This window comes from Pseudomonas sp. 05T35 (genome assembly GCF_056396605.1).
Map to the genome: position 1 here is coordinate 1 of NZ_JBFTLU010000030.1, position 22,065 is coordinate 22,065.

General features: G+C 58.9%; 26 protein-coding genes. 18 read left to right on the forward strand and 8 right to left on the reverse strand.

Annotated features, from left to right (window positions below; translation table 11 throughout):
* The 3 genes from AC1DH9_RS04200 to AC1DH9_RS04210 all read left to right on the forward strand — a co-directional run.
* Nucleotides 1-403: ABC transporter permease subunit (locus tag AC1DH9_RS04200; RefSeq protein ID WP_477807837.1), on the forward strand; the 403-nt coding region annotated here is incomplete at its 5' end.
* On the forward strand, nt 403-1,392 hold the full coding sequence (locus tag AC1DH9_RS04205) for a DMT family transporter (RefSeq protein WP_427545814.1): 990 nt from the start codon (nt 403-405) through the stop codon (nt 1,390-1,392). The genes AC1DH9_RS04200 and AC1DH9_RS04205, both read left to right, overlap by 1 nt.
* Nucleotides 1,393-1,564: 172 nt before the next feature.
* Entirely contained in the window at nt 1,565-2,581 is a 1,017-nt protein-coding gene (locus tag AC1DH9_RS04210) for a M14 family metallopeptidase (RefSeq protein WP_427545812.1), read from the forward strand.
* A gap of 70 nt (nt 2,582-2,651) precedes the next feature.
* On the opposite strand, the gene AC1DH9_RS04215 is transcribed toward AC1DH9_RS04210, so the two are convergent.
* From AC1DH9_RS04215 to AC1DH9_RS04225, 3 genes are all read right to left on the reverse strand, one after another.
* Nucleotides 2,652-3,566 (reverse strand): LysR family transcriptional regulator, encoded by a 915-nt coding sequence (locus tag AC1DH9_RS04215; protein WP_477807838.1) that lies wholly within the window; start codon nt 3,564-3,566, stop codon nt 2,652-2,654.
* A gap of 91 nt (nt 3,567-3,657) precedes the next feature.
* A complete protein-coding gene (gene mug / locus AC1DH9_RS04220) occupies nt 3,658-4,182 on the reverse strand; it encodes a G/U mismatch-specific DNA glycosylase (RefSeq protein WP_427546126.1) in 525 nt (174 codons plus the stop codon).
* A 37-nt stretch (nt 4,183-4,219) separates the two neighbouring features.
* Nucleotides 4,220-4,843: a TetR/AcrR family transcriptional regulator gene (locus tag AC1DH9_RS04225; protein ID WP_427546124.1), complete on the reverse strand. Its 624-nt coding sequence runs from the start codon at nt 4,841-4,843 to the stop codon at nt 4,220-4,222.
* 258 nt (nt 4,844-5,101) lie between these two features.
* On the opposite strand from AC1DH9_RS04225, the gene AC1DH9_RS04230 reads away from it, so the two are divergent.
* The 5 genes from AC1DH9_RS04230 (at nt 5,102) to AC1DH9_RS04250 (ending at nt 11,340) form a co-directional block, all read left to right on the forward strand.
* Complete coding sequence (locus AC1DH9_RS04230; protein ID WP_427546139.1) at nt 5,102-6,241, forward strand: HlyD family secretion protein; 1,140 nt, start codon at nt 5,102-5,104, stop codon at nt 6,239-6,241.
* Nucleotides 6,238-7,737, forward strand: a complete 1,500-nt coding sequence (locus tag AC1DH9_RS04235) for a DHA2 family efflux MFS transporter permease subunit (RefSeq protein WP_477807839.1) — start codon at nt 6,238-6,240, stop codon at nt 7,735-7,737. Before AC1DH9_RS04230 ends, AC1DH9_RS04235 begins: the two co-directional genes overlap by 4 nt.
* Nucleotides 7,738-7,756: 19 nt before the next feature.
* Nucleotides 7,757-9,247 carry an efflux transporter outer membrane subunit gene (locus AC1DH9_RS04240; protein WP_477807840.1) on the forward strand — a complete coding sequence of 497 codons (1,491 nt, stop codon included), beginning with the start codon at nt 7,757-7,759 and terminating at the stop codon, nt 9,245-9,247.
* A 66-nt stretch (nt 9,248-9,313) separates the two neighbouring features.
* The gene (locus AC1DH9_RS04245; protein WP_427546118.1) at nt 9,314-10,264 is read left to right on the forward strand and encodes an aldo/keto reductase; all 951 of its coding nucleotides are present in this window, start codon (nt 9,314-9,316) and stop codon (nt 10,262-10,264) included.
* Nucleotides 10,265-10,383: 119 nt separating this feature from the next.
* Nucleotides 10,384-11,340 (forward strand): LysR family transcriptional regulator, encoded by a 957-nt coding sequence (locus AC1DH9_RS04250; RefSeq protein WP_477807844.1) that lies wholly within the window; start codon nt 10,384-10,386, stop codon nt 11,338-11,340.
* Between the two features lie 44 nt (nt 11,341-11,384).
* On the opposite strand, the gene AC1DH9_RS04255 is transcribed toward AC1DH9_RS04250, so the two are convergent.
* Entirely contained in the window at nt 11,385-11,657 is a 273-nt protein-coding gene (locus AC1DH9_RS04255; RefSeq protein WP_427546135.1) for a DUF2790 domain-containing protein, read from the reverse strand.
* 210 nt (nt 11,658-11,867) lie between these two features.
* The gene (locus tag AC1DH9_RS04260) at nt 11,868-12,626 is read right to left on the reverse strand and encodes a sulfite exporter TauE/SafE family protein (RefSeq protein WP_427546116.1); all 759 of its coding nucleotides are present in this window, start codon (nt 12,624-12,626) and stop codon (nt 11,868-11,870) included.
* Between the two features lie 124 nt (nt 12,627-12,750).
* Between AC1DH9_RS04260 and AC1DH9_RS04265 the strand changes: the two genes are divergently transcribed.
* The gene (locus AC1DH9_RS04265; RefSeq protein WP_427546114.1) at nt 12,751-13,707 is read left to right on the forward strand and encodes a LysR family transcriptional regulator; all 957 of its coding nucleotides are present in this window, start codon (nt 12,751-12,753) and stop codon (nt 13,705-13,707) included.
* Nucleotides 13,708-14,058: 351 nt separating this feature from the next.
* Here the strand turns inward: AC1DH9_RS04265 and AC1DH9_RS04270 are convergent, their stop codons facing one another.
* Nucleotides 14,059-14,421 carry a winged helix-turn-helix transcriptional regulator gene (locus AC1DH9_RS04270; protein ID WP_347929875.1) on the reverse strand — a complete coding sequence of 121 codons (363 nt, stop codon included), beginning with the start codon at nt 14,419-14,421 and terminating at the stop codon, nt 14,059-14,061.
* Between the two features lie 112 nt (nt 14,422-14,533).
* Between AC1DH9_RS04270 and AC1DH9_RS04275 the strand changes: the two genes are divergently transcribed.
* The 4 genes from AC1DH9_RS04275 (at nt 14,534) to AC1DH9_RS04290 (ending at nt 16,915) form a co-directional block, all read left to right on the forward strand.
* The gene (locus AC1DH9_RS04275; RefSeq protein ID WP_477807841.1) at nt 14,534-15,268 is read left to right on the forward strand and encodes an SDR family NAD(P)-dependent oxidoreductase; all 735 of its coding nucleotides are present in this window, start codon (nt 14,534-14,536) and stop codon (nt 15,266-15,268) included.
* Nucleotides 15,269-15,339: 71 nt separating this feature from the next.
* Complete coding sequence (locus AC1DH9_RS04280; RefSeq protein WP_427546110.1) at nt 15,340-15,939, forward strand: NADPH-dependent F420 reductase; 600 nt, start codon at nt 15,340-15,342, stop codon at nt 15,937-15,939.
* 83 nt (nt 15,940-16,022) lie between these two features.
* Entirely contained in the window at nt 16,023-16,451 is a 429-nt protein-coding gene (locus tag AC1DH9_RS04285; protein WP_477807842.1) for a nuclear transport factor 2 family protein, read from the forward strand.
* A gap of 47 nt (nt 16,452-16,498) precedes the next feature.
* The gene (locus AC1DH9_RS04290) at nt 16,499-16,915 is read left to right on the forward strand and encodes a nuclear transport factor 2 family protein (protein WP_427546106.1); all 417 of its coding nucleotides are present in this window, start codon (nt 16,499-16,501) and stop codon (nt 16,913-16,915) included.
* A 60-nt stretch (nt 16,916-16,975) separates the two neighbouring features.
* Here the strand turns inward: AC1DH9_RS04290 and AC1DH9_RS04295 are convergent, their stop codons facing one another.
* Nucleotides 16,976-17,428 carry a winged helix-turn-helix transcriptional regulator gene (locus AC1DH9_RS04295; protein ID WP_018930255.1) on the reverse strand — a complete coding sequence of 151 codons (453 nt, stop codon included), beginning with the start codon at nt 17,426-17,428 and terminating at the stop codon, nt 16,976-16,978.
* A 23-nt stretch (nt 17,429-17,451) separates the two neighbouring features.
* On the opposite strand from AC1DH9_RS04295, the gene AC1DH9_RS04300 reads away from it, so the two are divergent.
* From AC1DH9_RS04300 to AC1DH9_RS04320, 5 genes are all read left to right on the forward strand, one after another.
* Nucleotides 17,452-17,844 (forward strand): NADPH-dependent F420 reductase, encoded by a 393-nt coding sequence (locus AC1DH9_RS04300; RefSeq protein WP_477807843.1) that lies wholly within the window; start codon nt 17,452-17,454, stop codon nt 17,842-17,844.
* 48 nt (nt 17,845-17,892) lie between these two features.
* Nucleotides 17,893-18,858: an SDR family oxidoreductase gene (locus tag AC1DH9_RS04305; RefSeq protein ID WP_427546102.1), complete on the forward strand. Its 966-nt coding sequence runs from the start codon at nt 17,893-17,895 to the stop codon at nt 18,856-18,858.
* A 115-nt stretch (nt 18,859-18,973) separates the two neighbouring features.
* A complete protein-coding gene (locus tag AC1DH9_RS04310; protein ID WP_427546100.1) occupies nt 18,974-19,594 on the forward strand; it encodes an NADPH-dependent F420 reductase in 621 nt (206 codons plus the stop codon).
* Between the two features lie 90 nt (nt 19,595-19,684).
* Nucleotides 19,685-20,101 (forward strand): nuclear transport factor 2 family protein, encoded by a 417-nt coding sequence (locus tag AC1DH9_RS04315; protein WP_427546098.1) that lies wholly within the window; start codon nt 19,685-19,687, stop codon nt 20,099-20,101.
* A 30-nt stretch (nt 20,102-20,131) separates the two neighbouring features.
* A complete protein-coding gene (locus AC1DH9_RS04320) occupies nt 20,132-20,350 on the forward strand; it encodes an ester cyclase (protein WP_429538781.1) in 219 nt (72 codons plus the stop codon).
* A gap of 451 nt (nt 20,351-20,801) precedes the next feature.
* Here AC1DH9_RS04320 and ahr read toward each other — a convergent pair whose 3' ends face one another.
* On the reverse strand, nt 20,802-21,833 hold the full coding sequence (gene ahr, locus AC1DH9_RS04325) for an NADPH-dependent aldehyde reductase Ahr (protein ID WP_442114589.1): 1,032 nt from the start codon (nt 21,831-21,833) through the stop codon (nt 20,802-20,804).
* Nucleotides 21,834-22,065: the final 232 nt, after the last annotated feature.

Here is a 22,065-nt window from a genome sequence, read left to right on the forward strand (position 1 = left end):
CTGGTACATCGTGTTCGCCCTGGTGCTGTCGGTGGGGGCCTATGTGGGCGAAGTGATTCGCGGCGGCCTGCTGGCGGTGCCAAAGGGGGAAATGGAAGCCGCTTCGGCGTTTGGCATGACCCCGCGCCAGTCCCTGCTGCGGGTGCGCTTGCCGCGGGCGATGCGGTTGCTGTTGCCGACATTGGCCGGGGAGACCGTGATGTTGCTGAAGTCCACGGCGCTGGCCTCGACCATCGCGGTGATCGATCTGCTGGGCGCCGCCAATGTGGTCCGCGCGCAGACCCTGCAAGTCTATCAACCGTTGCTGCTGGTGGCCGGGGTGTATGTCTGTCTGACGTTCCTGATCGAGGCGCTGTTCGCTTTTGCCGAACGGCGCGGGACGCCACTGCGCAGGGCGGTGTAATGAGCGCGCCACGGGTTGACCGGTCGCTGCAGGGCATCGGCCTGTGCACCTTGGGCTATGCGTTCCTGGCGTTGCAGGATGCGAGCATCAAGTGGCTGGTGGCCGACTATTCGGTGGTCAGCATCCTGTTCTGGCGCAGCCTCGTGGTGGTGGTCGCCTGCCTGCTGGCCGGACGCCCGCGGCTGGTTCAACGGGCCTGGCGCTCACCGAGCCGGCGCTTGCTGGTGGTGCGCGGGTTGCTGTCGCTCGTTGCCTGGCTGCTGTATTACACGGCAGCCCGGGACCTGACCCTGGCAGAAATGACCACACTGTATTTTTCGGCGCCGATCATGGTCACGGTGCTGGCGGTCGTCATCCTCAAGGAGCGTGCCAGCGGCTGGCAGTGGTTCACCCTGATCATCGGCTTTGTCGGCGTGATCATTGCCTGTCGCCCCAGCAATATGACCGAGCCCTTGCCGATCGTGCTGACGCTGTTGGCGGCGATGTGCTGGGCCTTCACCTACATCCAGTTGCGGCAGGTGGATAACCAGACGTCAGTGCTGGAACAGATGCTGATCACCAATGGGGTGTTTGTCATTTGCATGATGCTGGCGTTGCCTTGGACCCACACCCCATCGCCGACCCCGGCCTGGCTGGGGATGCTCGGTGCCGGGTTGGTGGGCGGTATCGGGCAGTTCCTGCTGTTCGCCAGTTTTCAGCGGGCCACGGCGATTTTGCTGGCGCCGTTCGAGTACACCGGGTTGGTCTGGGCGTTCCTGCTATCGAACCTGGTCTGGGGCACGCTGATGGATGAGTCGCTGATGATTGGCGCCGGGTTGATCGCGGTCAGCGGCACCCTGGCGATGATCGTTGGCCGTCACCCGGCACAAGACGTCGTCGGCGCCGAATGCTCCGTGACGCAAGCCCTTTATCCCGCAACCCAAGATAGCGAGGCCGTTGGCGTAATGCCACTCAGTCAAGAGATTCCGGGGCGACGCATACCCCCGTAGCAGCTGCCGAAGGCTGCGTTCGGCCGCGAAGCGGTCGTAAAATCACGCAATGCGGTCTTCCAATAATCCGTGGATGCCGAATTTGCGACGGCTACGCGGCCGAACGCAGCCTTCGGCAGCTGCTACGGATTGAGTAATCGGGTTTTAACGGTCATGACCGGAGGACACACGTATGGGGCAGGACATTTCGTTCGCGGTTCGGAACAATAACGGCGACGCGGTGCGGGTCGGCGTGTGGCGATTCGAGGGCAATGGCGGCGGGCCGAAGGTGCACCTGCAGGCGGGGGTGCACGCCGACGAAATCGCCGGGATGCTGGTCCTGCACCTGTTGATGCAGCGACTCCAGATCGCCGAGACCGAGGGCCGCCTGAAGGGCAGTGTGACCGTGGTGCCACAGGCCAATCCCCTGGGCATCGGGCAGTTTCGCCAAGGGCGAATACTCGGTCGGTTTCACGACGCCACGGGCCATAATTTCAACCGTTCATTCGACCAGTCGACCGCGATGGCCCGGCCTTCGACTCCTGTCCAGGCCTGGCAAAAAAGCCTGGTACAACTGGCGGCCACGGCGGACTTAATGCTCGATCTGCACACCGATGACGAGGCAATGCCATACCTCTACGTTCATCGCAGTTTCTGGCCACGTGGCCGTGAACTGGCGGCGGCGATGAAGATGGCGGTGGCGATCATCTGGGATGACGGTGGCGATGGCTCCTTCGAGGAAACCATCATTGCGCCCTGGCTGCGCGATGGCGTCACGGACCAGCGCCTGGCGGCGACCCTGGAATTGCGCGGGCAGGGCGATGTCAGCGACCGGTTTGCCGAGCAGGATGCTGCGGGGCTATACGCCTGGCTTTGCGCGTGCGGGGTGATCGATGAGCCGCAGTCGCCAGGCGATTGGCCTGTCGAGGCGATAGAGATGAGCCACATGGAGACCATTCTCGCGCCGCAGCCCGGGGTGCTGATCTTTGAAAAGGAGCTGGGCGATTTTGTCGAAGAAGGGCAGCGGTTTGCGCGGATTCTGGGGCGCCCGGGTGATCCGTCTTCCGAAGTGGTGCTGGTTGCCGAACAAGCGGGGCGGATGGTGACACGTTATCGGGATCGCCTTGTGCAACAGGGCATGGTGGTGGCGAAGTTCACCGGAACCCGGGTGTCGCGCAACTGGAGCGGAGGATTGTTGGACCCTAATTAGCAGGGGGAAGCGGCAGCCTTCCGAATCAGCATGTGTTCAGCCCCCAGAGAAGTAGCACCTGACCTGGCAATCAATGAACCGACTCCGGGTCCGTCAAGAAATCAATCAGCGCTCTGACTTTCATCGGCAGGTAGCGGGCATGGGGATACAGCAACAGGAAGGGGCGGGTAGCACCACCAAACTCCCCGAGTACCTCGACCAATTCACCACTGTCAATTTGCGCCTGAACGGTAAACCGGTACGCCTGGACGAGCCCGGCGCCGTGTCTGGCCATCGTGATCGTTGCCAGATAATCTTCAAGGCAGGTGGTATTTCCAGAGGTGTTCACGCTCACCGAGCGTTGATCGACGATGAAAGTCCACGGCACATTCCTTCCGCTGCTGGGCAGTTCAAATTGAATGCAATCGTGTGATTCCAGGTCCGACAGTGACTGTGGAACGCCATGCTGCCGAAGGTATTCAGGAGAGGCGACGACCACCAGCTCTGCATTCTCGAGTGTGCGCGCAATCAGCGCCGAGTCATCGGGCGCTCGACCACGGATGGCCAGATCGTAACCTTCCTCAGCGAAATCTATGTTCCGGGTGCTGACGTGTACGACTACCTTGACCAGTGGGTAGCGTCGACGAAACTCGGCAAGGCGCGGTAACAGTCGAAAATGCGCATAGGGCGTCGGTGCGCTGATGCGCAATTCCCCTGAGGGCGCCTGTTGTTGGGCCGTCACTTTACGTTCCGCGTCAACCAGTTGAGTCAACGCTTGACGGCATTGCTCGTAATAGACCCGACCTGCCTCGGTCAGGCGTATCTGCCGGGTGGTGCGGACAAACAAGCGCACCGCCAGACGCTCCTCCAGGCGTGACACCGACCGGCTCACGGCGGCAGGCGTCACGCCGGCGGCCTGCGCAGCGGCAGTGAAACTTTCAAACTCGACTGCCAGACAGAACAGCTCAATGCTGCCGAGTTGCACATCGTCAAAATGCCGGGGCATCGCATCTCTCGATTGATTACATCAGGTATCAAGTAGGGGGTGTAACACGCTATCTATCCCGGTCTGACGAAAAAGTAAAGTGATCCCCTGATCAAACGGAAAACCGATCCGAACCTGCTGCCAGGCAGAGTTGGCGGTAAGCACCGACCAGTTGATCCTGCGTGAACGCGCGATTTCGCCCGCTCGGATTGGGCAGGACCCAGACCGAGGCATTACCAAAGGTCTTTGACTGAAGCCCCCATGCAATTTCTCGTTGACCAGATAATGCGCTGTACGCCGCTTTGCCGAGAAACGCCACAAAGCGTGGTGCATAGCGTGCGATCTTTTGTTCAAAATCCGCTGCGGCAGCGATGAATTCATGTGCAGACAGCTGATCCGCCCGCGCCGTTGGCCGTTCGACCACGGCGGTTAACCCACACTGATACTGCAAGATCGTCCGATCGTGTTCCGGGCGTACTTCCTCCGGCGTAAAACCGGCGAGATGCAGTGTGCGCCAGAAACGATTGCCCCGACCCGCAAAATGATGCCCCTGGGCGGCGGCCGTCATGCCCGGATTGATGCCACAGAAAATCACTGCAAGCTGCTCGGCAAGAATATCTTCGAGTCTTTCACCCACGATAAAACCTCACAAACCCGACAGCTGCCGAGGTTAACTAGCCGCAGATCACGCTGACCGCATTGCGTGCAAGTTCCGTTAATTCTTCGCGGGATTTGCCCGCCCGGGCACGTATCGAAATGCTGTGCAGCAAGGATGACGCGAGTACGGCAAGGGCTGCAGGGTCGGCATCGCTTTTCAACTCGCCGGAATTGATTGCTGCCCGCAGACGCGCTTCGAGTTCGGCATCGAGCCTGCTCAGTCGATCCGAAAGCACGTCGCGTATTTCAGCATCCTCGACGGCCTCGGTAGTCGCCGTACCAATCGCGAAACAGCCGCGCGGTTGTCCTTCGCCCGAGAAGTAGATCGACAACTGCCCCTCATAGAAACGCATCAACGCCTGCTCCAGCGTCAGTGTGTTGTCTGTCAGCGCCTCATGCATGGCCGCCGCGGCAAATTCCCAATACTGCTCAAGCGCTTTGATGTAGAGCGCGTGCTTGTCACCGAATGCCGCATAGAGGCTTGGGCGATTCATGCCGGCCGCCGTTGCGATGCTATCCAGAGAGGCGCCGGAATATCCGGTGCTCCAGAAAACCCCAAGCGCCTGCTGCAGCGCTGTCTGCGGGTCATACGCGCGAGGGCGGCCGCGGCCTTTGCCCTCTGCAGTTTTATTTTGTGCCATGTTGTACAAATTCCTTGAATGAAGGTGAGTCACGGCATATTCTTACACCATCGCACAAAATTAAGGAACCAGAAGTTCCTGAATTTCAGGTTTGTTGCAGCGGAGCTCGAACTGGGTGTTGCGGCGATGAAACAGGTGCGGCAGAGCGATCCTCCTGACGCACACGAGATTGATTGCTCACAGCAATTATTGACATCAGGGTCGCAGGCGATCGTTGCCCGTGTTAGCCCGATTTCCCGGTTAAAGGTGTATTCGATCATGACCAGACAGTTCGACATTCCAGCTTCGCAAACCTTCGAGCACCCAGGGCCGAACCAGGCCGACAGGCCCGTCAAGAAACCGTTTAAAGAGAAGTTGCGACCACTCCTTATGGTAGGCGTTCCTGCTCTCGTCGCTGCGGTTGGGTACTCACACTATGTGACGGGCGAGCCCTACGTTTCGACCGATAACGCTTATGCCCGAGTAGCGAAGGCGTCGATCAACGCTCGCGTTTCCGGACAAGTCGTCGAAATCGCGGTCGAGGACAATCAGCCTGTTCGCAAGGGCCAGGTGCTGTTTCGGATCAACCCGGAGCCGTTCCAGATCGCGATTAACCGTGCAGAAGCGCAGTTGAGCGTCGCGCGGCTTCGCATCGATGGCCTCAAGGCAAGCTACCGCCAGCAGCAGGCGGAACTGCAATCGGCCAAAGAGTCGGCTGATTTCGACCAGCGGGAATTTGCCCGCAAGAAAGCGCTGGTCGCTACCGAGTTCGTTTCGCGCGCCATTTACGAACGTGCCGACACCGACCTTAAAGTTGCCCGGCAACGAATAGCGTCGATCGAACAGCAGATCGCCAGCACGGTCGTTGCCTTGAACGGCAATCCGGACATCGAAGCCGATAAACACCCGATGGTGCGCGAGGCCAAGGCTCAGCTCGACGAAGCGCAGCTTTATCTCTCGTACGCGACGGTGTATGCGCCGGAGGATGGCATCGTGGCCAAGGTCGACGATTTGCAGGTGGGCAACTACGTCAACAGCGGTGCGCCGGCCTTTGCGCTGCTGTCCGATCGTCAGATCTGGGTGGAGGCCAACTTCCGCGAAACGGAAGTGACGCATATGCGTCGGGGCCAGGAAGCGACCATCAGTGTCGATACGTACCCTGATCACGTATTCAAGGCCCACGTGACCAGTATGAGTCCGGGTGCCGGGTCGGACTTCGCACTGCTGCCACCGGAAAATGCGACCGGCAACTGGGTCAAGGTTGTCCAGCGGGTACCGGTCCGACTCGAACTCGATGAAGTGGATCCTGCTCTGCCGCTTTTCTCGGGGACCAGCGCCACGGTCAAAGTCGACACCGGGTATCGCACGCCCTGGTGGCACCCACTCAAGGCTCTGTTGACGGCAGGTACCGACCGATGAACGCCAGTCTTGCTGGAAACCCGGCGGGAGAGGGCTCGCGCACGCTCAGGTTCGCGGCATTGCTCGCGACCTATATGCAGTCGGCGAACCTGCCTCTGCCGAATGCGGCACTGAGGTTTATTCAGGGCGCCATATCGATGACCGATGACGAGGCTGGCTGGGTATTCACTTCATACCTCGCGGCGAGCGCCATTACCCTGCCGATTGCGCAGTGGCTCGCCGGACGCTACGGCCTGAGGGTTGTGTATCAAGCCGCGATAGCCTTGTTCGTCCTTGGCTTGTTGCTCGCCATGCAGGCAACGACTCCGCTGGAGTTCGTCGGTGCGCGCATCATTCAAGGCGCCGCGAGTGGCCTGCTGGCACCGCTTTCGATGGCCATTGCAATGGAGACACTGCCACCTGCGCGGCGCGCGAAATTCGGCTCGATGTTCACGGCCATTGTGCTCTTGGGCATCGTCAGCGGCCCGAGTATCGGTGGTTGGGTCTGCGAACATTACGACTGGCGCTCGATGTTCTCCATCAGCCTTCCTCTAACGGCGTTTATCTTCGTGGTGGTGACGTTGTTGCTGGCCGAGAAAAAGGCCGAGAAAAGTCCGCCTTTCGACTTCTTCGGCGTCGGCACCTTCACGCTGGGAATGATCGGGTTGCAAATGCTGCTCGACCGCGGAGAGCGTCTGGACTGGTTTGCTTCGCCCGAGATCTGGCTGGAGGCGCTGGCAGGTGCACTGGGGCTCTACCTGTTCGTTGTTCATGTGCTGACCGCAAAGGTGCATTTCCTCAACAAGAATTTGTTCAAAGACCGCAATTTCGTGCTGTCGACGATCATCTTTTTCGCACTCGGTTTTGTGCTGTTGCCGACGATGGCCCTGACATCGCCGATGCTGGATGAAATTCTTGGATACCCACCTGACACGACCGGTTACCTGACGATACCGCGAGGTGTCGGGCTTGTCGGTGCATTTCTACTGATGGGCCGGGTTCCTGCTCGGATCGACTCGCGACTCTTTGTTGCCGCGGGTGTTGCACTGGTGGCGTATGCCAACTGGCTGATGCTCGGCTATTCGCCCTTGATGGACTGGTGGCCCGTGGCGGTGGCCGGTGCACTCCAGGGTATCGGCCTCGGCATCTTGATGCCGGCGATCAGTAAGGTGGCTTTCAGCACGCTCGATCCCAGGTTCCGCCCGGAAGGTACCGGTTTTTTMAATCTGGCCCGTGTCTATGGCAGCACCCTCGGCGTTGCCATCGTGCAAGTGTTCTTCTTCAACAACACGCAAACGATGCACGTGGCGCTGGCAAGCCATCTGACGCCTTATCGCACCGCGGCACATTCCATGACGGCGTCGACGTCCTTGCAAGCACTCGGGGGGCTCAACGAAATGATCACCGGCCAGGCGGCTTTTATCGMGGTTATCGGCCAGTTCAAGATTTTGATGCTGGCGATGCTGGTGGTGAGCCCGCTGGTTGTCTTTCTTCGCAAACCCGTTCCGACCAACTAGTTTTCGTGGAGTCTGCCCAATGAAATCCAATACGTTCGTACTCAACAGACAGCAGTTCCCAATGACGGTCGGTGCGGTGTCGGCGCTTATGTTTCTGTCCGCCTGTACCGTCGGCCCTGACTATAAAGAGCCAGCGCAGAGCCTGTCGCAGCACTATGATCAACAGGCCGAGCAGCGTCTCGGCGAGGGCGGCAACAAGGTTGCTGAACAGCACATTGAGCTGGGCAAGAAGGTCAGCGGTGACTGGTGGTCTGCCTTCCATTCGCCGAAGCTCGACAAGGTTGTACGTCGGGCAATCGACGGCAATCTTGAACTCGTGGCGGCAGATGCGACGATCCGGCAAGCGGCATCCTCTGTTGCCGCGGCTGAGGGTGCACTGTATCCGCAGGTCGATTTTGGCGCCCAGGCTGGCCGCCAACGGACCCACAACGGGCCCGAGCCAACCGTCTCCAATTTCTACTCGATTGGGCCACGGGTTGGCTTCGACCTTGACGCTTTTGGCGGTACCAAGCGGCTGGTCGAGCAGAAGGAAGCGTTTACGAGTCTGCAGAAACACCGCTACGAAGCGGCGTACCTGACCCTGACCGGCGATGTTGCGAGCCAGGCGTTGTTGGTTGCTTCGGCAAACGCGCAGATGGAAGCCGTTGAGAAACTGCTCGCCAATGACGCGAAGAACCTCGAGCTTGTGCGCATGGCGCACGCCAATGGCACCACCACGCAGATCGACGTTTCGCTGGCCGAGACACGGCTCGCTCAGGACCGCACGCTGTTGCCGCCCCTCGCTCAACAGCGTGATTCGGCACGGCATGCGCTGTCGGTCCTGACGGGAAAAGGCCCGGGAGACTGGACCGCTCCCGACTTCAACCTCGCTGAGTTTGCCTTGCCATCTAGCGTGCCAGTCAGCTTGCCCTCGGAAATGGCCCACGACCGGCCGGATGTACTGCAAGCAGAAGCTGAATTGCACATGGCCAGCGCCGCCGTCGGGGTCGCGACAGCCAATCTCTATCCCCATGTAACGCTGTCCGCGTCTCTTGCGCAGGCGGCTTCAGGCAATGGCGGCGCTGCACTCTGGAGTCTTGCTGCGGGACTGGYAGGGCCGATCTTCGATGGCGGCACGCTCAAGGCTGAACGTCAGGCAGCCGTCGACGGCTACAAGGCGACACTCGCTGACTACCAGCAAACGCTCATTCAGTCATTTGGCCAGGTCGCAGACACGCTGCAGGCAATCAACCATGACTCGGAAGAAAACCTGGCGCAGGAGGACGCATTACGCGCGGCCGAAACCAGTTTTCGTTTGAACCAGCAAGCCTACGCGCAAGGCGAGAACAGCATTCTCCAGGTGCTGGAAGCGGAACGTGCCTATGAGCAGGCGTTACTGGGTCAAATCAGAGTGAAGACGGCGCAGTATCTCGACACGGTGCGCTTGTATGTGGCACTCGGCGGTAATTCGGTGGGTGTGTCCGAGCAACGCGTTGCCAGCCGCGAAGCGCCGAAAACTGTTTATCAATAGCAGCTGCGTTTTACCAGAGACCACTATCGCCATTGCGGCTGTAGCCCCAGACATCGGAGTAAAGACATGTCATACGAAGCGTTTCACGATGAACTTCGCGATACAAAGTTCCCTATTGTCCACGGATCGGGTGCGATGCCAGCGGTTGGATTTGGCACGCTGTTCCGGGATCTGAGCGTGACAACACAAGCCGTCAAGCACGCGCTGGAAACAGGCTTTCGCCATTTCGATTGTGCAGAGCGCTATCGAAACGAAGACAAGGTCGGAGTGGCGATAAAGGAATTCCTGGATACTGGTAAGGTCCGGCGCGAAGACCTGTTTATTACCACAAAGCTGTGGAACACCAACCATCGCCCCGAGCGGGTTCTGCCGGCTTTTGAAGCCAGCTGCCGACGGCTTCAAGTGGATTACATCGATTGCTACCTCGTCCACACACCCTTCGCCTTTCAACCGGGCGAAGACCAGGAACCAAGAGACGAGCAGGGGAGAATCGTTTACGACTCCGGCGTGACATTAATCGAGACTTGGCGAGCACTTGAGCGCTTGGTTGATGAGGGGCGGTGCAAGTCCATCGGGTTATCCGACATTACACTGCAGGCATTGCAAGAAATTGTGGCAGTGGCCCGGATAAAACCTGCCGTCGTGCAGGTTGAATCGCATCCTTATCTGCCTGAATGGGAACTGCTCGAGTTTTGTCGGCAGCATGGAATTATCGTCCTTGCCTTTGCACCACTGGGGCATGGCATGCAGCCGAACGTACTGGAAGACGCGGTGATCACAGGCGTCGCCCGGCGCTTGCAACAGACTCCGGCTCAAGTTGCGTTGGCCTGGTCCGTACAACGTGGCGTGGCTTTCCTGACCACGTCTGCAACGTTGAGCCATATCCAGGAAAACTTTGCGATTTCTACCCTGCCTCACAGGGCCATGCTTGAAATCAAGGACGATATTACGACCCGCGTACGATTCAACTCGGTGGTGGAAACCGGTGTGCCCGGATTTATTCCGGGCAAAAAATAACGCATGACAAGGGGGTGGTCTTTTGCAAGGCCGCCCCTTTTTTCGATACGAATAACTCTTCACGCGAGACATGCCTGGAGAGCATGCTGGTTTTTTACTTATCTGCGGAGGCGGTAACGATGGACGTTTTCCAGACCATGCGCTTCTTCGCAGCTGTCGCTCAGAGCGGCAGCTTTACGGCGGCGGCTGAGCTGTTGGACACCACCACAACTAACGTTTCCAAAGCGGTTTCCAGTCTGGAGGCCAGGCTTCAAACACGGCTGATTAACCGCACGACCCGACGCCTGGCGTTGACCGAGGCAGGTGTGCGCTATTTGCAGCGCTGCGAGAAAATTCTTGAGGAGGTACGTGAGGCCGAAGAGGAAGCGGGTACCGCGCAGGTCATGCCCGTTGGCAGGCTCAAGATCCACGCGATGGGAGCCGTCGGTAATCATTACGTGATCAAAGCCATTGCCAAGTATAGAGAGACTTATCCCTTGGTAATGTTTGATTTGACACTGAMCAATCGACTACCTGACTTGCTGGAGGAGGGCTATGACATATCGATTGTTTTGGCGCGGGATCTACCCGATTCCGGGTTTGTCGCTCAGCGGCTCGGCATCACTTACAGCATTCTCTGTGCCTCGCCCGCGTACCTGAAGAAACGCGGGATTCCCGATTCCACGAGATCGCTTGGCGAACATGATTGTTTGAGAATTGTGAATACGGTAATGCCGGTTGAAAACTGGGTATTTGAGGGGCCCGAAGGCGTGGAGACCGTCAACGTTCCATTGTCGCCATTTCACGTTAATACCGCCGACGCCATGACTGTTGCCATAACGAATGGGATGGGGATTGGTATTCAGCCGATTGCGTCGGCAGTCGACGGACTCAGGGCCGGCACGTTAGTGCGCGTACTGCCGGAGTATCATTTTGAAGAGTTCAACTTGTTTGCCATTTATCCATCACGAAAGTTCGTGGATGCAAAAATAAAGACATGGGTGGAATTTCTTAAAGATTACATTCCGAGTTTGCTCGCATCCGATGAAGAAATCGTTCGCTCGGCCAGAAAAGACAACAGCTTTCGAGCTCGCTAGCGCGGCAGGTATGGAGTGTCGACCCTCCATCGTCCGCACAGTGCTCAACCGTTTGAACAGCCCGTTCCCATGACTTGATACTGAAGGACGTGCTGTTGACCGTGAGAGTCTTCATAGGTCATTTGAACAGGAACCGGCCCGCACTGGTCCGCAGCGTCTGTCATTGCAATGACTTTTTTAATGTCGAGCTTGGTTGCGTAAGTGTAACTTTCTACCGGTGTCTGACGGGTGGCGACTGTTGAATGGCTCTCGTCTGCAAATGCTTGTGCGCCTAAACTGCCAAGCGCAAGGAAGATCGCAACTTTTGACATATTCATCATGTTCATCATATTCACCGTATCGCTCAAGGGGTTGACCTGCATCGTTTTTACCTCGAGAGCTAGTTGATGTTTATTCAATGTGCTCACCGGGTAGGAACGATGCTAGATGTTTATCCCTTTCCCAGACAGCGGCCTATTGGACAAACACTGTTGTCGGATTTCGCATGAATAGAATGCTACGGGGACAGTCAGAACCACGGCTCAGGTTCACACGAACAGGTCGTAAGACAGTTTGCTGATCAGGATCACCAGCAACACCAGGAACAGGCTCCGGACAAAGGGCACGCCTTTACGAACCGCCAGCCAGGTGCCGGTCAGCGCGCCAAGGATGTTGAATGCGGCCATGGGGAGGGCGATCAGGTAGAGCACGTTACCCGTGGGAATGAAGAAAATCAGCGCCGCGACGTTGGTCGCGATGTTCACCAGTTTGGCCGACGCCGAGGCATGCAGGAAGTCGAAGGCGAAGCAGCGGATAAACAGGAAAATCAGGAAGCTGCCGGTGCCGGGACCAAACAGTCCGTCGTAGAAGCCAATCGCACCGCCGATGACGATCGCCAGCAATTTCTCCCGGGTACCGATGTGCATGGGTTTGTGCAGGGCGCCGAAGTCCTTTTTCCAGAAGGTGTAGATCGCCATCAGCACGATCAACACCAGCACTGCCGGCCGGATCACCGACTGCGGGACGGACGACACCGTGGCCGCGCCGAAGAAGGACATGACAAAGGCCGCACAGGCAGCGGGAATCACCAGCCCCCAGTCGATCACCACCTTGCGCACGAAAGACCGGGCCGCGAATGCGGTGCCGCACGCTGCCGCGACCTTGTTGGTACCCAGCAGTGCCGCGGGTTGTGCCGTGGGCAGCACGTTGAACAGCGCAGGTATCTGGATCAGTCCGCCGCCACCCACCGCCGCATCAATCAGGCCGGCAGCAAAGGCGAACACGCAAAGGATGACAATATCGATCATGAATTCAGGCCCTGACGATGAAGGAGTGGTGAAGGTCCAGCGGTGTGGATTGAGCGGGAAGGTTAACGGAACGACTTTTTTTGTGTTGCAATGCCACATTGTGAAAAGTGCAACGAGGTGGTGAATGGCACTGGATATGTTGGGGGAGCTCGAAGCCTTTGCGACGGTGGCTCGCAAGCGCAGTTTTGTCGCGTCGGCACGCTCGCTGGGGCGCTCCCCGAGTTCGCTGACCCGCGCCGTTCAAGCCCTGGAGGAAAGCGTCGGGGTCAAGTTGTTCAATCGCTCCTCTAATGCCGTGAGCTTGACCGAGGCGGGCGAGCGCTTGTTGCCCCACGCCTACAAAATGCTGGATCTGCAACGTGAAGCGGATGAAGACCTGGCCGGAATCAGCGGCCAGGCCTACGGCTGGGTCCGCTTTTCCGCCCCCGAGTTTCTCGGCCACGGGGTATTGCCCCGGCTGATCGCGCAGTACGGTGAGCGTTATCCAGACGTGAACGTCGATGGGATTTTCACCGATGACACCATCGACCCGGCCAAGAGCAAACTGGACTTCTCGATTCGTGGCGGGTATCCGCAATCCAGTGACCTGATCGGCTTTCCGCTCTGGAGTTATTCACGATACCTGTACGCCAGCCCCGGGTACCTGGAGCGGCGCGGGACACCCGACTCCATCGAAGCGCTGGAGGCGCACTCGCTGATCCTGCACACGGCGCCGCGGATTCTAAAAGACTGGAATTTTCGCAGTGAGACGCAGGCCATCAGCTTTCGGGCTGATCCCAAGTTTCGCTTCAACTCCGGTTCGGCGGTGTTCCAGGCGGCCCTGGCGGGCGTCGGTATCGCCCGCCTGGCGGACTGGGTCGCAGAGCCCGAAGTGGAAGCGGGGCGCCTGCTCCGGGTCTGCCCCGAGTACATGCTCACCTCCAGCAGCGGCGAAAGCCCACAGATGCACGCGGTGTACCCGGCCGGGAATCTGCCGCTGCGGGTGAAGTCTCTGCTGCAGGTGATCCGTGGCTTTGGCGAGAGTCTGGACCGAAAACGCGCGTTACCGCTGATCAAAACCGGATTGCAGGGGATGGGCTGACCCTGCAAGTCGGTTGGCGGCGATTGTGTGGGGGGGCTTGAGCCAATCAAAACGGAGACCTTCAAAATTGATCGATACATGCCCTCTTACTGGATCGACCTGATCGCAGACGCGCCGCTCATCGACACTTAAACCCCTTTCGATGGTGATCCATTACCAGCGGCAACAACTGATCCAAAGCTGCCCTTTGTGAAAGGCAGCTAACGGCTGTGAATTCAACCGGTTGATGCAACACAAACATGGGCCAGAGTGCCAAATCGCGCATCCTGACGATCTGATTGGAGGAGTTCGACCTGCCGCCCTCCCACCAACGCGCAGGGTTGTCCGACGCATCGGTTCTTCAGCATCCCGCTAGGGCAACGTGTCGCGCTTGGCGAAGATGCTTGCCATTTCCGCCGCGTTCTCGGTTCCCCAGTTGCACAGCGGGACGATCGCCTCAGCCAGGCTGCGGCCGAGCGGGGTCAGCGTGTAGTCCACGCGCGGGGGCACTTCTTTGTAGTCGGTCCGCGCCAGCACGTGGTCGGCTTCCAGATCCTTCAATTGCTGGATCAGCACCTTGTCGCTAACGCCCGGGATCAAACGCTTGAGCTCGCCGTAGCGCTTCGGGCCGTCGCGCAGGAAAAACAAGACCAGCGGTTTCCATTTGCCCGAAATGATGCGCAGCGTGGCGTTGAGCCCGCATCCGGTACCGCAGATTTCAGAAGTCGTCGTCATTTTTTGATACTTACCAAAAGGTGCATACTTGCCCTTAGGTTATCAGAGCTGCATCCTCGTTCTCAAGCAAGCAATTCCTGCTTGGGTACAACTCCAACGAAGGATGCACGACATGACCAGACTGAATGGAAAGACCGCCGTGATTACCGGCGGCGCTACCGGCATCGGCCGGGCCGCGGCAAAGCGCTTCATCGAGGAGGGCGCCTTCGTCTTCATCTTTGGCCGCCGACAGGAAGCGCTCGACGCCGCTGTGGCCGACCTTGGACCCAATGCCCGCGCGGTGAAGGGCTCGGTCTCCGATCTGRCCGACCTCGACCGACTCTACGCGGCGGTGAAGGCCGAGCGCGGAACCCTCGACATCGTCTTCGCCAATGCCGGGGCGGGAAGCCAGCTTGCGCTCGGCAAAATCACTGCCGAGCACATTGACGAAATCTTCGACACCAACGTGAAGGGTTTGATCTTCACGGTCCAGAAGGCGCTACCTCTGATGGGGCAGGGCGGTTCGATAATCCTGACCGGGTCGAGCGCAGGCACCACGGGCGCCCCGGCATTCAGTGTCTACAGCGCAAGCAAGGCAGCAGTGCGCAACCTCGCGCGGACCTGGGCGGAGGACCTGAAGGGTACCGGCATCCGGGTAAACGTGCTGTCGCCCGGGCCGACTGCGACCGAACTTGCGAAGGCAGCGTTAGGCGAGGAAGGCATGAAGGTCTTCGCCTCGATGAATCCGCTCCAGCGCATGGCCGATCCGGCGGAGATCGGAGCGGCAGCCGCGTTTCTCGCATCGCAGGACAGCAGCTTCATGACCGCAAGTGAGGTCGCCGTCGACGGCGGCCTGGCGCAAATCTGACCCGCCGCGCCCGGCCGGTCACTCCATTCGATAGTGGGAGCCGCTGGGCGTGGTAAACCTGAGGAAARTATATGAGCTATGCAATTATCGGCTTCGGCAATATCGGTCAGGCCTTGGCCAAGGCGTTTGCCCGCAACGGCATCGAAGTATCCGTTGCAACCACGCGCGACCCGCAAAGCTTTGCGTCCGCCGCAGCAGCGATCGGACCTCAGATCATTCCCAAAAACCTGGTGGACGCGGTCAAGGCGGACATCGTCTTTTTGGCTGTCCGTTTCGAGTCGCACCCGGATGTCGCCAAGGCGTTGCCGACCTGGAAGGGGAAGACCATCATCGATATGACCAATGCCTACGGCGTGTCCCCTGAAGAACTGGGAGGAGAGCCATCTTCCAGAGTCGTCGCGCAGGCCTTTACTGGTGGACGACTGGTCAAGGGCTTCAACCATTTGGGCGCTGCCGTCCTTGGCCAGGATCCGGCCGTACAGGGTGGCAGGAGAGTCGTGTTTCTGGCGAGCGACGATGACGGCGCCGCAACGGAAGTGGGTGCGCTTGCAGAAAATCTCGGTTTCTCGCCGATCAAACTGGGTGGGCTTTCGGAAGGTGGACTGCTTGTGCAGGCGCGCGGAAATACCTGGGGTCAACTGATCTTCAAGGACTTGGTCAAGTTTGGCTGATGCATCGCGATCGCAAATGTTGATGCGGTCCTGGCCACAACTTATACGAATGGGTAAGCGCTCAATAATGAAGGAGAGGAATGATGATGCTTGATAATGAAAGAATAATCAGAGAACTCTGCGCCGCTGCGGAAGGCCAAGGAACGGATATCGAGAAATTTGTTTCCATGTTCTCTGAGGAAGGATACATGTGGGATATGGCATCCGGCATGAAGTTTCGCGGCAAGGCCATTGGTGAATCTATCGCGGGTATGGTCAGTGCGTTCCCCGATGTCCACCGTGAGATATTCAACATCCATGTCGCGGGAGACGTCGTCGTTGTCGAACTCGCGATTCGGGGAACGCACAAGGGTGATCTGCCTCTTGCTTCAGGGACGCTAGCTCCCACGGGTAAGAAGATAGATGTCCCGTCATGCGATGTTTTCCACCTCGAAGGCKGGAAGGTCAAATCTTTCCATTGCTACAACGAGGCTTCTGCGATGCAGCAACAACTCGGCCTCGTCCCCGGCTGAATGACGGACACCACGCGATCCTCTGTAAGAGCAATGGAGAAGTCTTTATGAGCAATCAAGAGAATATCCAGATTGTGAAGGACTTTTTTGCAGCAATGGGCGGCGGCGATAGGCAAGGTCTGCTGGCGTTGTCTGCCGAAGATATCGAGTGGATTATTCCGGGAGAGGGTTGGCCGCTGGCCGGCACGCACCGCGGGCACGCAGGATTGGCAAACGTGCTTCAGAAGGCTTCCGCAGAGATGGAAGTTTCCTCCCCGCAGCCCCCCGAGTTCGTAGCACAGGGAGACCGGGTTCTGGTCGTCGGCTTTGCTACGGGGAAAGTCAAAGCCACGAACAGGACGTTTGAGGACCATTTTGTCTTCGCCATCACTGTTCGCAATGGCAAGCTGACGAACATCCGGGAGTACGTCGACACGCAAGCATTGGCGCGGGCCTCAGAAATGGTCGCGAGCCCTCGGACCTGAGTCATCGGAACCGATACCAACTCATTTGCGCGCCATGACAGGGCGCGTTCGCTACCTTGTTCATCCCCCGCTCTCAGGAAAGAGGCACCCGCCATTGCGGACCAGCGCCTTCACTTCCTCGCTCACCTGCATGGGGTTTTGACTTAATCGAGCAACTAAATCCTCGTGGCGCCGCACGTACGACTTCGAATCATGCTTCGCGCTCCAGAGCACAATGTTGATCACGATGGGAATGAGGTCCAGGCCCTTCTCGGTCAACGTATAAAAGTCCTTGCGCCTGTCGTCGGGGCTGGGCGCCTTCGAGAGAACGCCTTGCTCCTCAAGAAAGGCAAGTCGGGAAGCAAGAACATTGGTCGCGATTCCCTCTTCCGATTTCAGAAACTGGCCATACGTCTTCTTTCCAACAAAAACGATGTCGCGAATGATCAAGAGCGACCACCGGTCGCCGAAAATCTCCACGCCGTAGTTCACCGCGCAATGGGATCGAAAGTCTTCTTTAAGAGTTGTCTTCATGGCTGGATCTTAGCATCGCTTAATTGGCAGGCAAGCTTCTTGTCGACATCACCAACCCCGTTGCTCCCGACTTCACAAGCTTTGTGACCCCTGAGGACAGTTTCGGTGCACAGGAGATCGCCAAAGCCGCGCCTGCCGACGCCGAAGTCGTCAAGGCGTTCAGCACTCAGTTCTCCCACGTCCTGGCTGCCAGTTCTGTCGAGGGTAAGCCGTTGGACGTGTTCATCGCCGGGGACGACGCGCAGGCGAAGGCACGCGTCTCGGCATTCATCGAGAGCCTCGGATTACACCCGATGGACACCGGGCCGCTGCTCATGGCGCGAACGCTGGAGCACGCCTGCCTGCTTTCGCTGGGCCTCATCGCCCACTCCGTCAAGCACAGCCACTTCTCAATCGGCGTCAGCCTTCTCGGCTGACCGCACCCGCAGCACCCTTTTTTTATCTCACTTACAAGGAACACCAACATGCGCGTTTTCGTTACTGGCGGGACCGGCCATTCCGGTCCGTACATCATCTCCGACCTCATCGCCGCCGGCCACGAGGTCACCGCTTTGGCCCGGTCGGACAGCGCGGCGCAGGCGATCACTGCGCTCGGCGCAAAGGTGCGTCGCGGTGATCTCGATGATCTCGAGGGGCTCAAGGAGGCGGCTGCAGCCGCCGACGGCGTAATCCACGTCGCGCACCGACAAGACCTGCTTCCGGTCGGCGGGATCGACGCTGTTGCCGCAGCGGAGGTCCAGATCATGCTCGCATACGGTGATGCACTGGCTGGAACGGGGAAGCCGCTGGTCGTGTCGGGAAGCATCGGTTCGCCGACTAACGAGGGTTGGCCGGTTCCAGGGCCGCTCCAGAGCCGACCGGCGACCGAGGAGGATCCGGCTCTTTCTCCGGCTGGCGATCAATATAAGGGCTCGCTGCGGGTTCGGAACATCGTCGAGCTGACTGCAATCGGTCTCGCAGAGCGGGGCGTGCGGTCTTCGGTCGTGCGCATTTCTGAAATCATGCACAGCTCAACCGACAAGGCCGGATTCCTTCAGGTTCTAATCGGTCAAGCAAAGGAAAAGGGCGTCGTTGGCTACCCCGGCGACGGCTCCAACCGGTGGGCGGCAGTGCATGCCCGCGACCTCGCTACCTTGTTCCGCCTGGCGCTGGAGAAGAGTCCCGCTGGCAGATCCTGGCATGCGGTTGCTGAAGGGGCGATCCCGTACCGCGAGATCGCGCAGGCCATTGGCAGCCGTCTGAACCTTCCCGTCGTGCCCATTCCTGTGGACGTAATGATGGGGCCGGGCTTCTTCGGCTTCCTCGCGAATCTGGTGACGCTGGATACCCCGGCGTCGAACGATATCACGCGCCAGATGCTCGGCTGGACACCAACGCAGCCCGGCCTGTTTGCCGATATGGACAACGGCCACTACTTCCCTGCTGCCTGAGTGAGCTGAGGCTGTTCGCCGGGTCGCAACGAGCCCGGCACCCACGGGATATTAACCGGGGGAAGCCTGTTCAGAGAGACTGCGGGCAAAACCCCAACTCATTTGGAGATTACACATGAGCACTATCAGCATCATCGGTTCAGGAGGCATGGCTGCGGCCATCGCCGGTCGTGCAGCCAAAGCAGGACACACCGTCGAGGTGGTCAGCCGCGACCCCGCCAAGGCGCAGGCGCTGGTCGACAAGCTGGGAGCCGGAGCGACCACAGGAACCTATGGGGCCGCGCCCGCCGGCGACATCGTCATCCTTGCCGTGCCGTACACCGGCGCGGCGTCGGTGGTGGCCGATTACGGGGACGCCCTCGACGGCAAGGTGATCATCGACATCACCAACACGGCCTCGCCGGACCTCACGGGCCTCGTCTCTCCCGCCGGCAGTTCTGGTGCGCAGGAAATCGCCAGGATCGCCCCCGCCAGCGCGCATGTCGTGAAGGCATTCAATACCCTTTTCGGCCACGTCCTTGCCAAGGGAGGCCCCCTCGACGCGTTCATCGCCGCCGACGATTTGGAGGCCAAGGCGCGCGTCTCGACGTTCATCGAAAGTCTCGGGCTGCGTCCGTTGGATGTCGGCGGCCTGCACATGGCCCAGACGCTCGAGGCGCTCGGCCTGATGATGATCGGCCTGGCGAAAAACGGCGCCGGCACTTGGGACATTGCCTTGAAAGTCGATATCGGCTGAGTCTCCGACACCACGCCCTTCACCGGCAGGTCCACAAGGTATCTGATCAGAACGGACGCGATCAGATGCGAGAGATGCGGAGAGATTTCGATGAACACACAAAAGAATGTTCAGGTTGTTAAGGACTTCTTTACAGCAATGGGCCGCAGCAATAGGCGAGACCTACTGGCGCTGACTTCCGAAGATATTGAATGGATCATTCCGGGCGAGGACTGGCCGCTGGCTGGCACGCATCGCGGGCACGCGGGATTGGCAGATCTGCTTCAGAAGGCTTCCGAAAAGATGGAAACATCAGTCATGGAGTTCCACGAATACGTAGCGCAGGGAGACCGGGTTCTGGTCGTCGGCTTCGCCAGGGGGAGAATTAAAGCGACGAATAAGACGTGGGAGGACGATTGGGTCTTCGCCATTACTGTGCGAAATGGAAAACTGACGAACATCCGGGAGTATCTCGATACGCAAGCACTGGCGCGGGCCTCCGAGATGGACGCGGGCTCCAGTCCCTGACCCATCGAGATCGATACCACATTATTCAACATCTATGTCGCGGAGAATGTCGTAGTCGTCGAACTCGCAATTCGGGGGACGCATAAAGGTGAGCTGACACTTGCCTCAGGGACTGTCGCTCCAACGGGCAAGACAATAGATGTTCCGTGCTGTGACGTTTTTCACCTGGAGCGTGGCAAGGTCATATCCTTTAATTGCTACAACGCGGCTTCCGTAATGCAGCAGCAACTTTGCCTTGCCAGCAGCTGATGAGCGGCGCTGGGGACTGCATCAAGCTCTTCCTCACCTCTGTCGCCACCGTCGTCCACACTTGAWGGGCTTCGCCAAGGAAGCGCGAGCAGCGTGGTCATCTGCGCACTATGGATCTTTGGTGGGGGATGGCAATCGGCGGCTTCATATGGCCGTGTGATTGGTCGATGTCTCCATCCGCCTGCATGAAAGGCAAATTCAGTCGAAACTTGCTTTCAGCGAATGGCAGCTTCTGGCCGATTGCCGCCAGTCGCGAGGAGTTGTAACCAACCCAAAGCGGATATCTCACATGAGACAAAAGGCCTCTTAAACCATAACTTCCCCCTTGAGTTTTCTACTCCCCCCAAAGTTTCTCAATGATCCCAATCCATCCATTGATGAACCGTTTGAACCAGTGAAGGGGGGAGCGCAGTCAAAGGCGCGTACGGGCGTCACCCCACGCGCCAATCAGTCATTTACCGGCATCCAGTACGATGCGATAACGAGCCTTGCCACTGCGCAGGTGGTCGATGGCTTCGTTGACCCGGCTCATGGGGAAGTGCTCGACCTGCGGCAGGATCTGATGGCGTACGCAGAATTCCAGCATGGTCGCCGTGGTACTGGGTGAGCCGACCGGCGAGGCGGATATGCTCTTTTGTTGAGGAAGCAGATTGAACACGTGCACTGGAATCGCGCCAGGCACGGCGCCAACAAAATGCAGGCGGCCCTTGCCGCGCAGGGTTCCGAGCATGGCTGGCCAGTCGAGGTCGGCGTTGGCGGTGACCAGCAGGAAATCCAAAGTGCCGGCGATGGACTTCAGTGCGTTACTGTCGGTTGAGGCGACCACGTTGTGCGCGCCCAGGCGCCTGGCTTCGTCCTGTTTGCTCAACGACGAGGTAAAGGCCGTGACTTCGCAGCCCCAGGCGTTGAGGAAGCGCAGTGCCAGATGACCGAGGCCGCCGATGCCCACTACGCCGACCCGGTCAGTGGGCTTGACGTCGAATTCCACCAGTGGATTGAACACCGTCGAGCCGGCGCAGAACAGCGGGCCTGCCATGGCCGGGTCGAGTCCGCTCGGTATTGGAAGGGCCCAGGCCCAGTGCGAACGCAGGCGGTCGGCGAAGCCGCCGTTGCTGCCGACTATGGTGGGTTGGACGGTGCTGCACAGATGGTGGGAGCCTCCGATACACGAGGAGCAATGCATGCAACTGCCTTTGTACCAACCAATGCCCACCCGTTGCCCCACGTCGAGACCGCGTACCTGTGCGCCGACTCGCACGATACTGCCGACCACCTCGTGGCCGGGAATAAAGGGATACTGGCTGATGCCCCATTCGTTATCGATCAGCGACTGGTCGGAGTGGCAGACGCCGCAATACTCCACGGCGACTTCTACCTCCTCTTCCCCCAATGGACCGGGATCGTAGCTGTAGCGCTCCAGTGGAGCGCCGGCCGCCGTTGCGGCCCAGCCGGTGAAGGAAGTGAGTTCGGTGCTAGCGCTCATTGGATACCTCCAGATCAGGAGACAGGTTTGGTACCTCAGGTGCCGCGGCGGAGCTAGGGAAGTGTAGCGTATCGCTTGCCGTCGTCCTGGTTCTCGCAAGCCGGCTTGCTGTTCCCCCCAAACTACCGGTCCATAGCGTGGGGATGTCCTGGCTCTCATTGTGCGGTCAGAAAAACCTAATGGGTTATTCGCAACCAGCCATGATTAAAAAGGTTCGATAAATAAACAATGT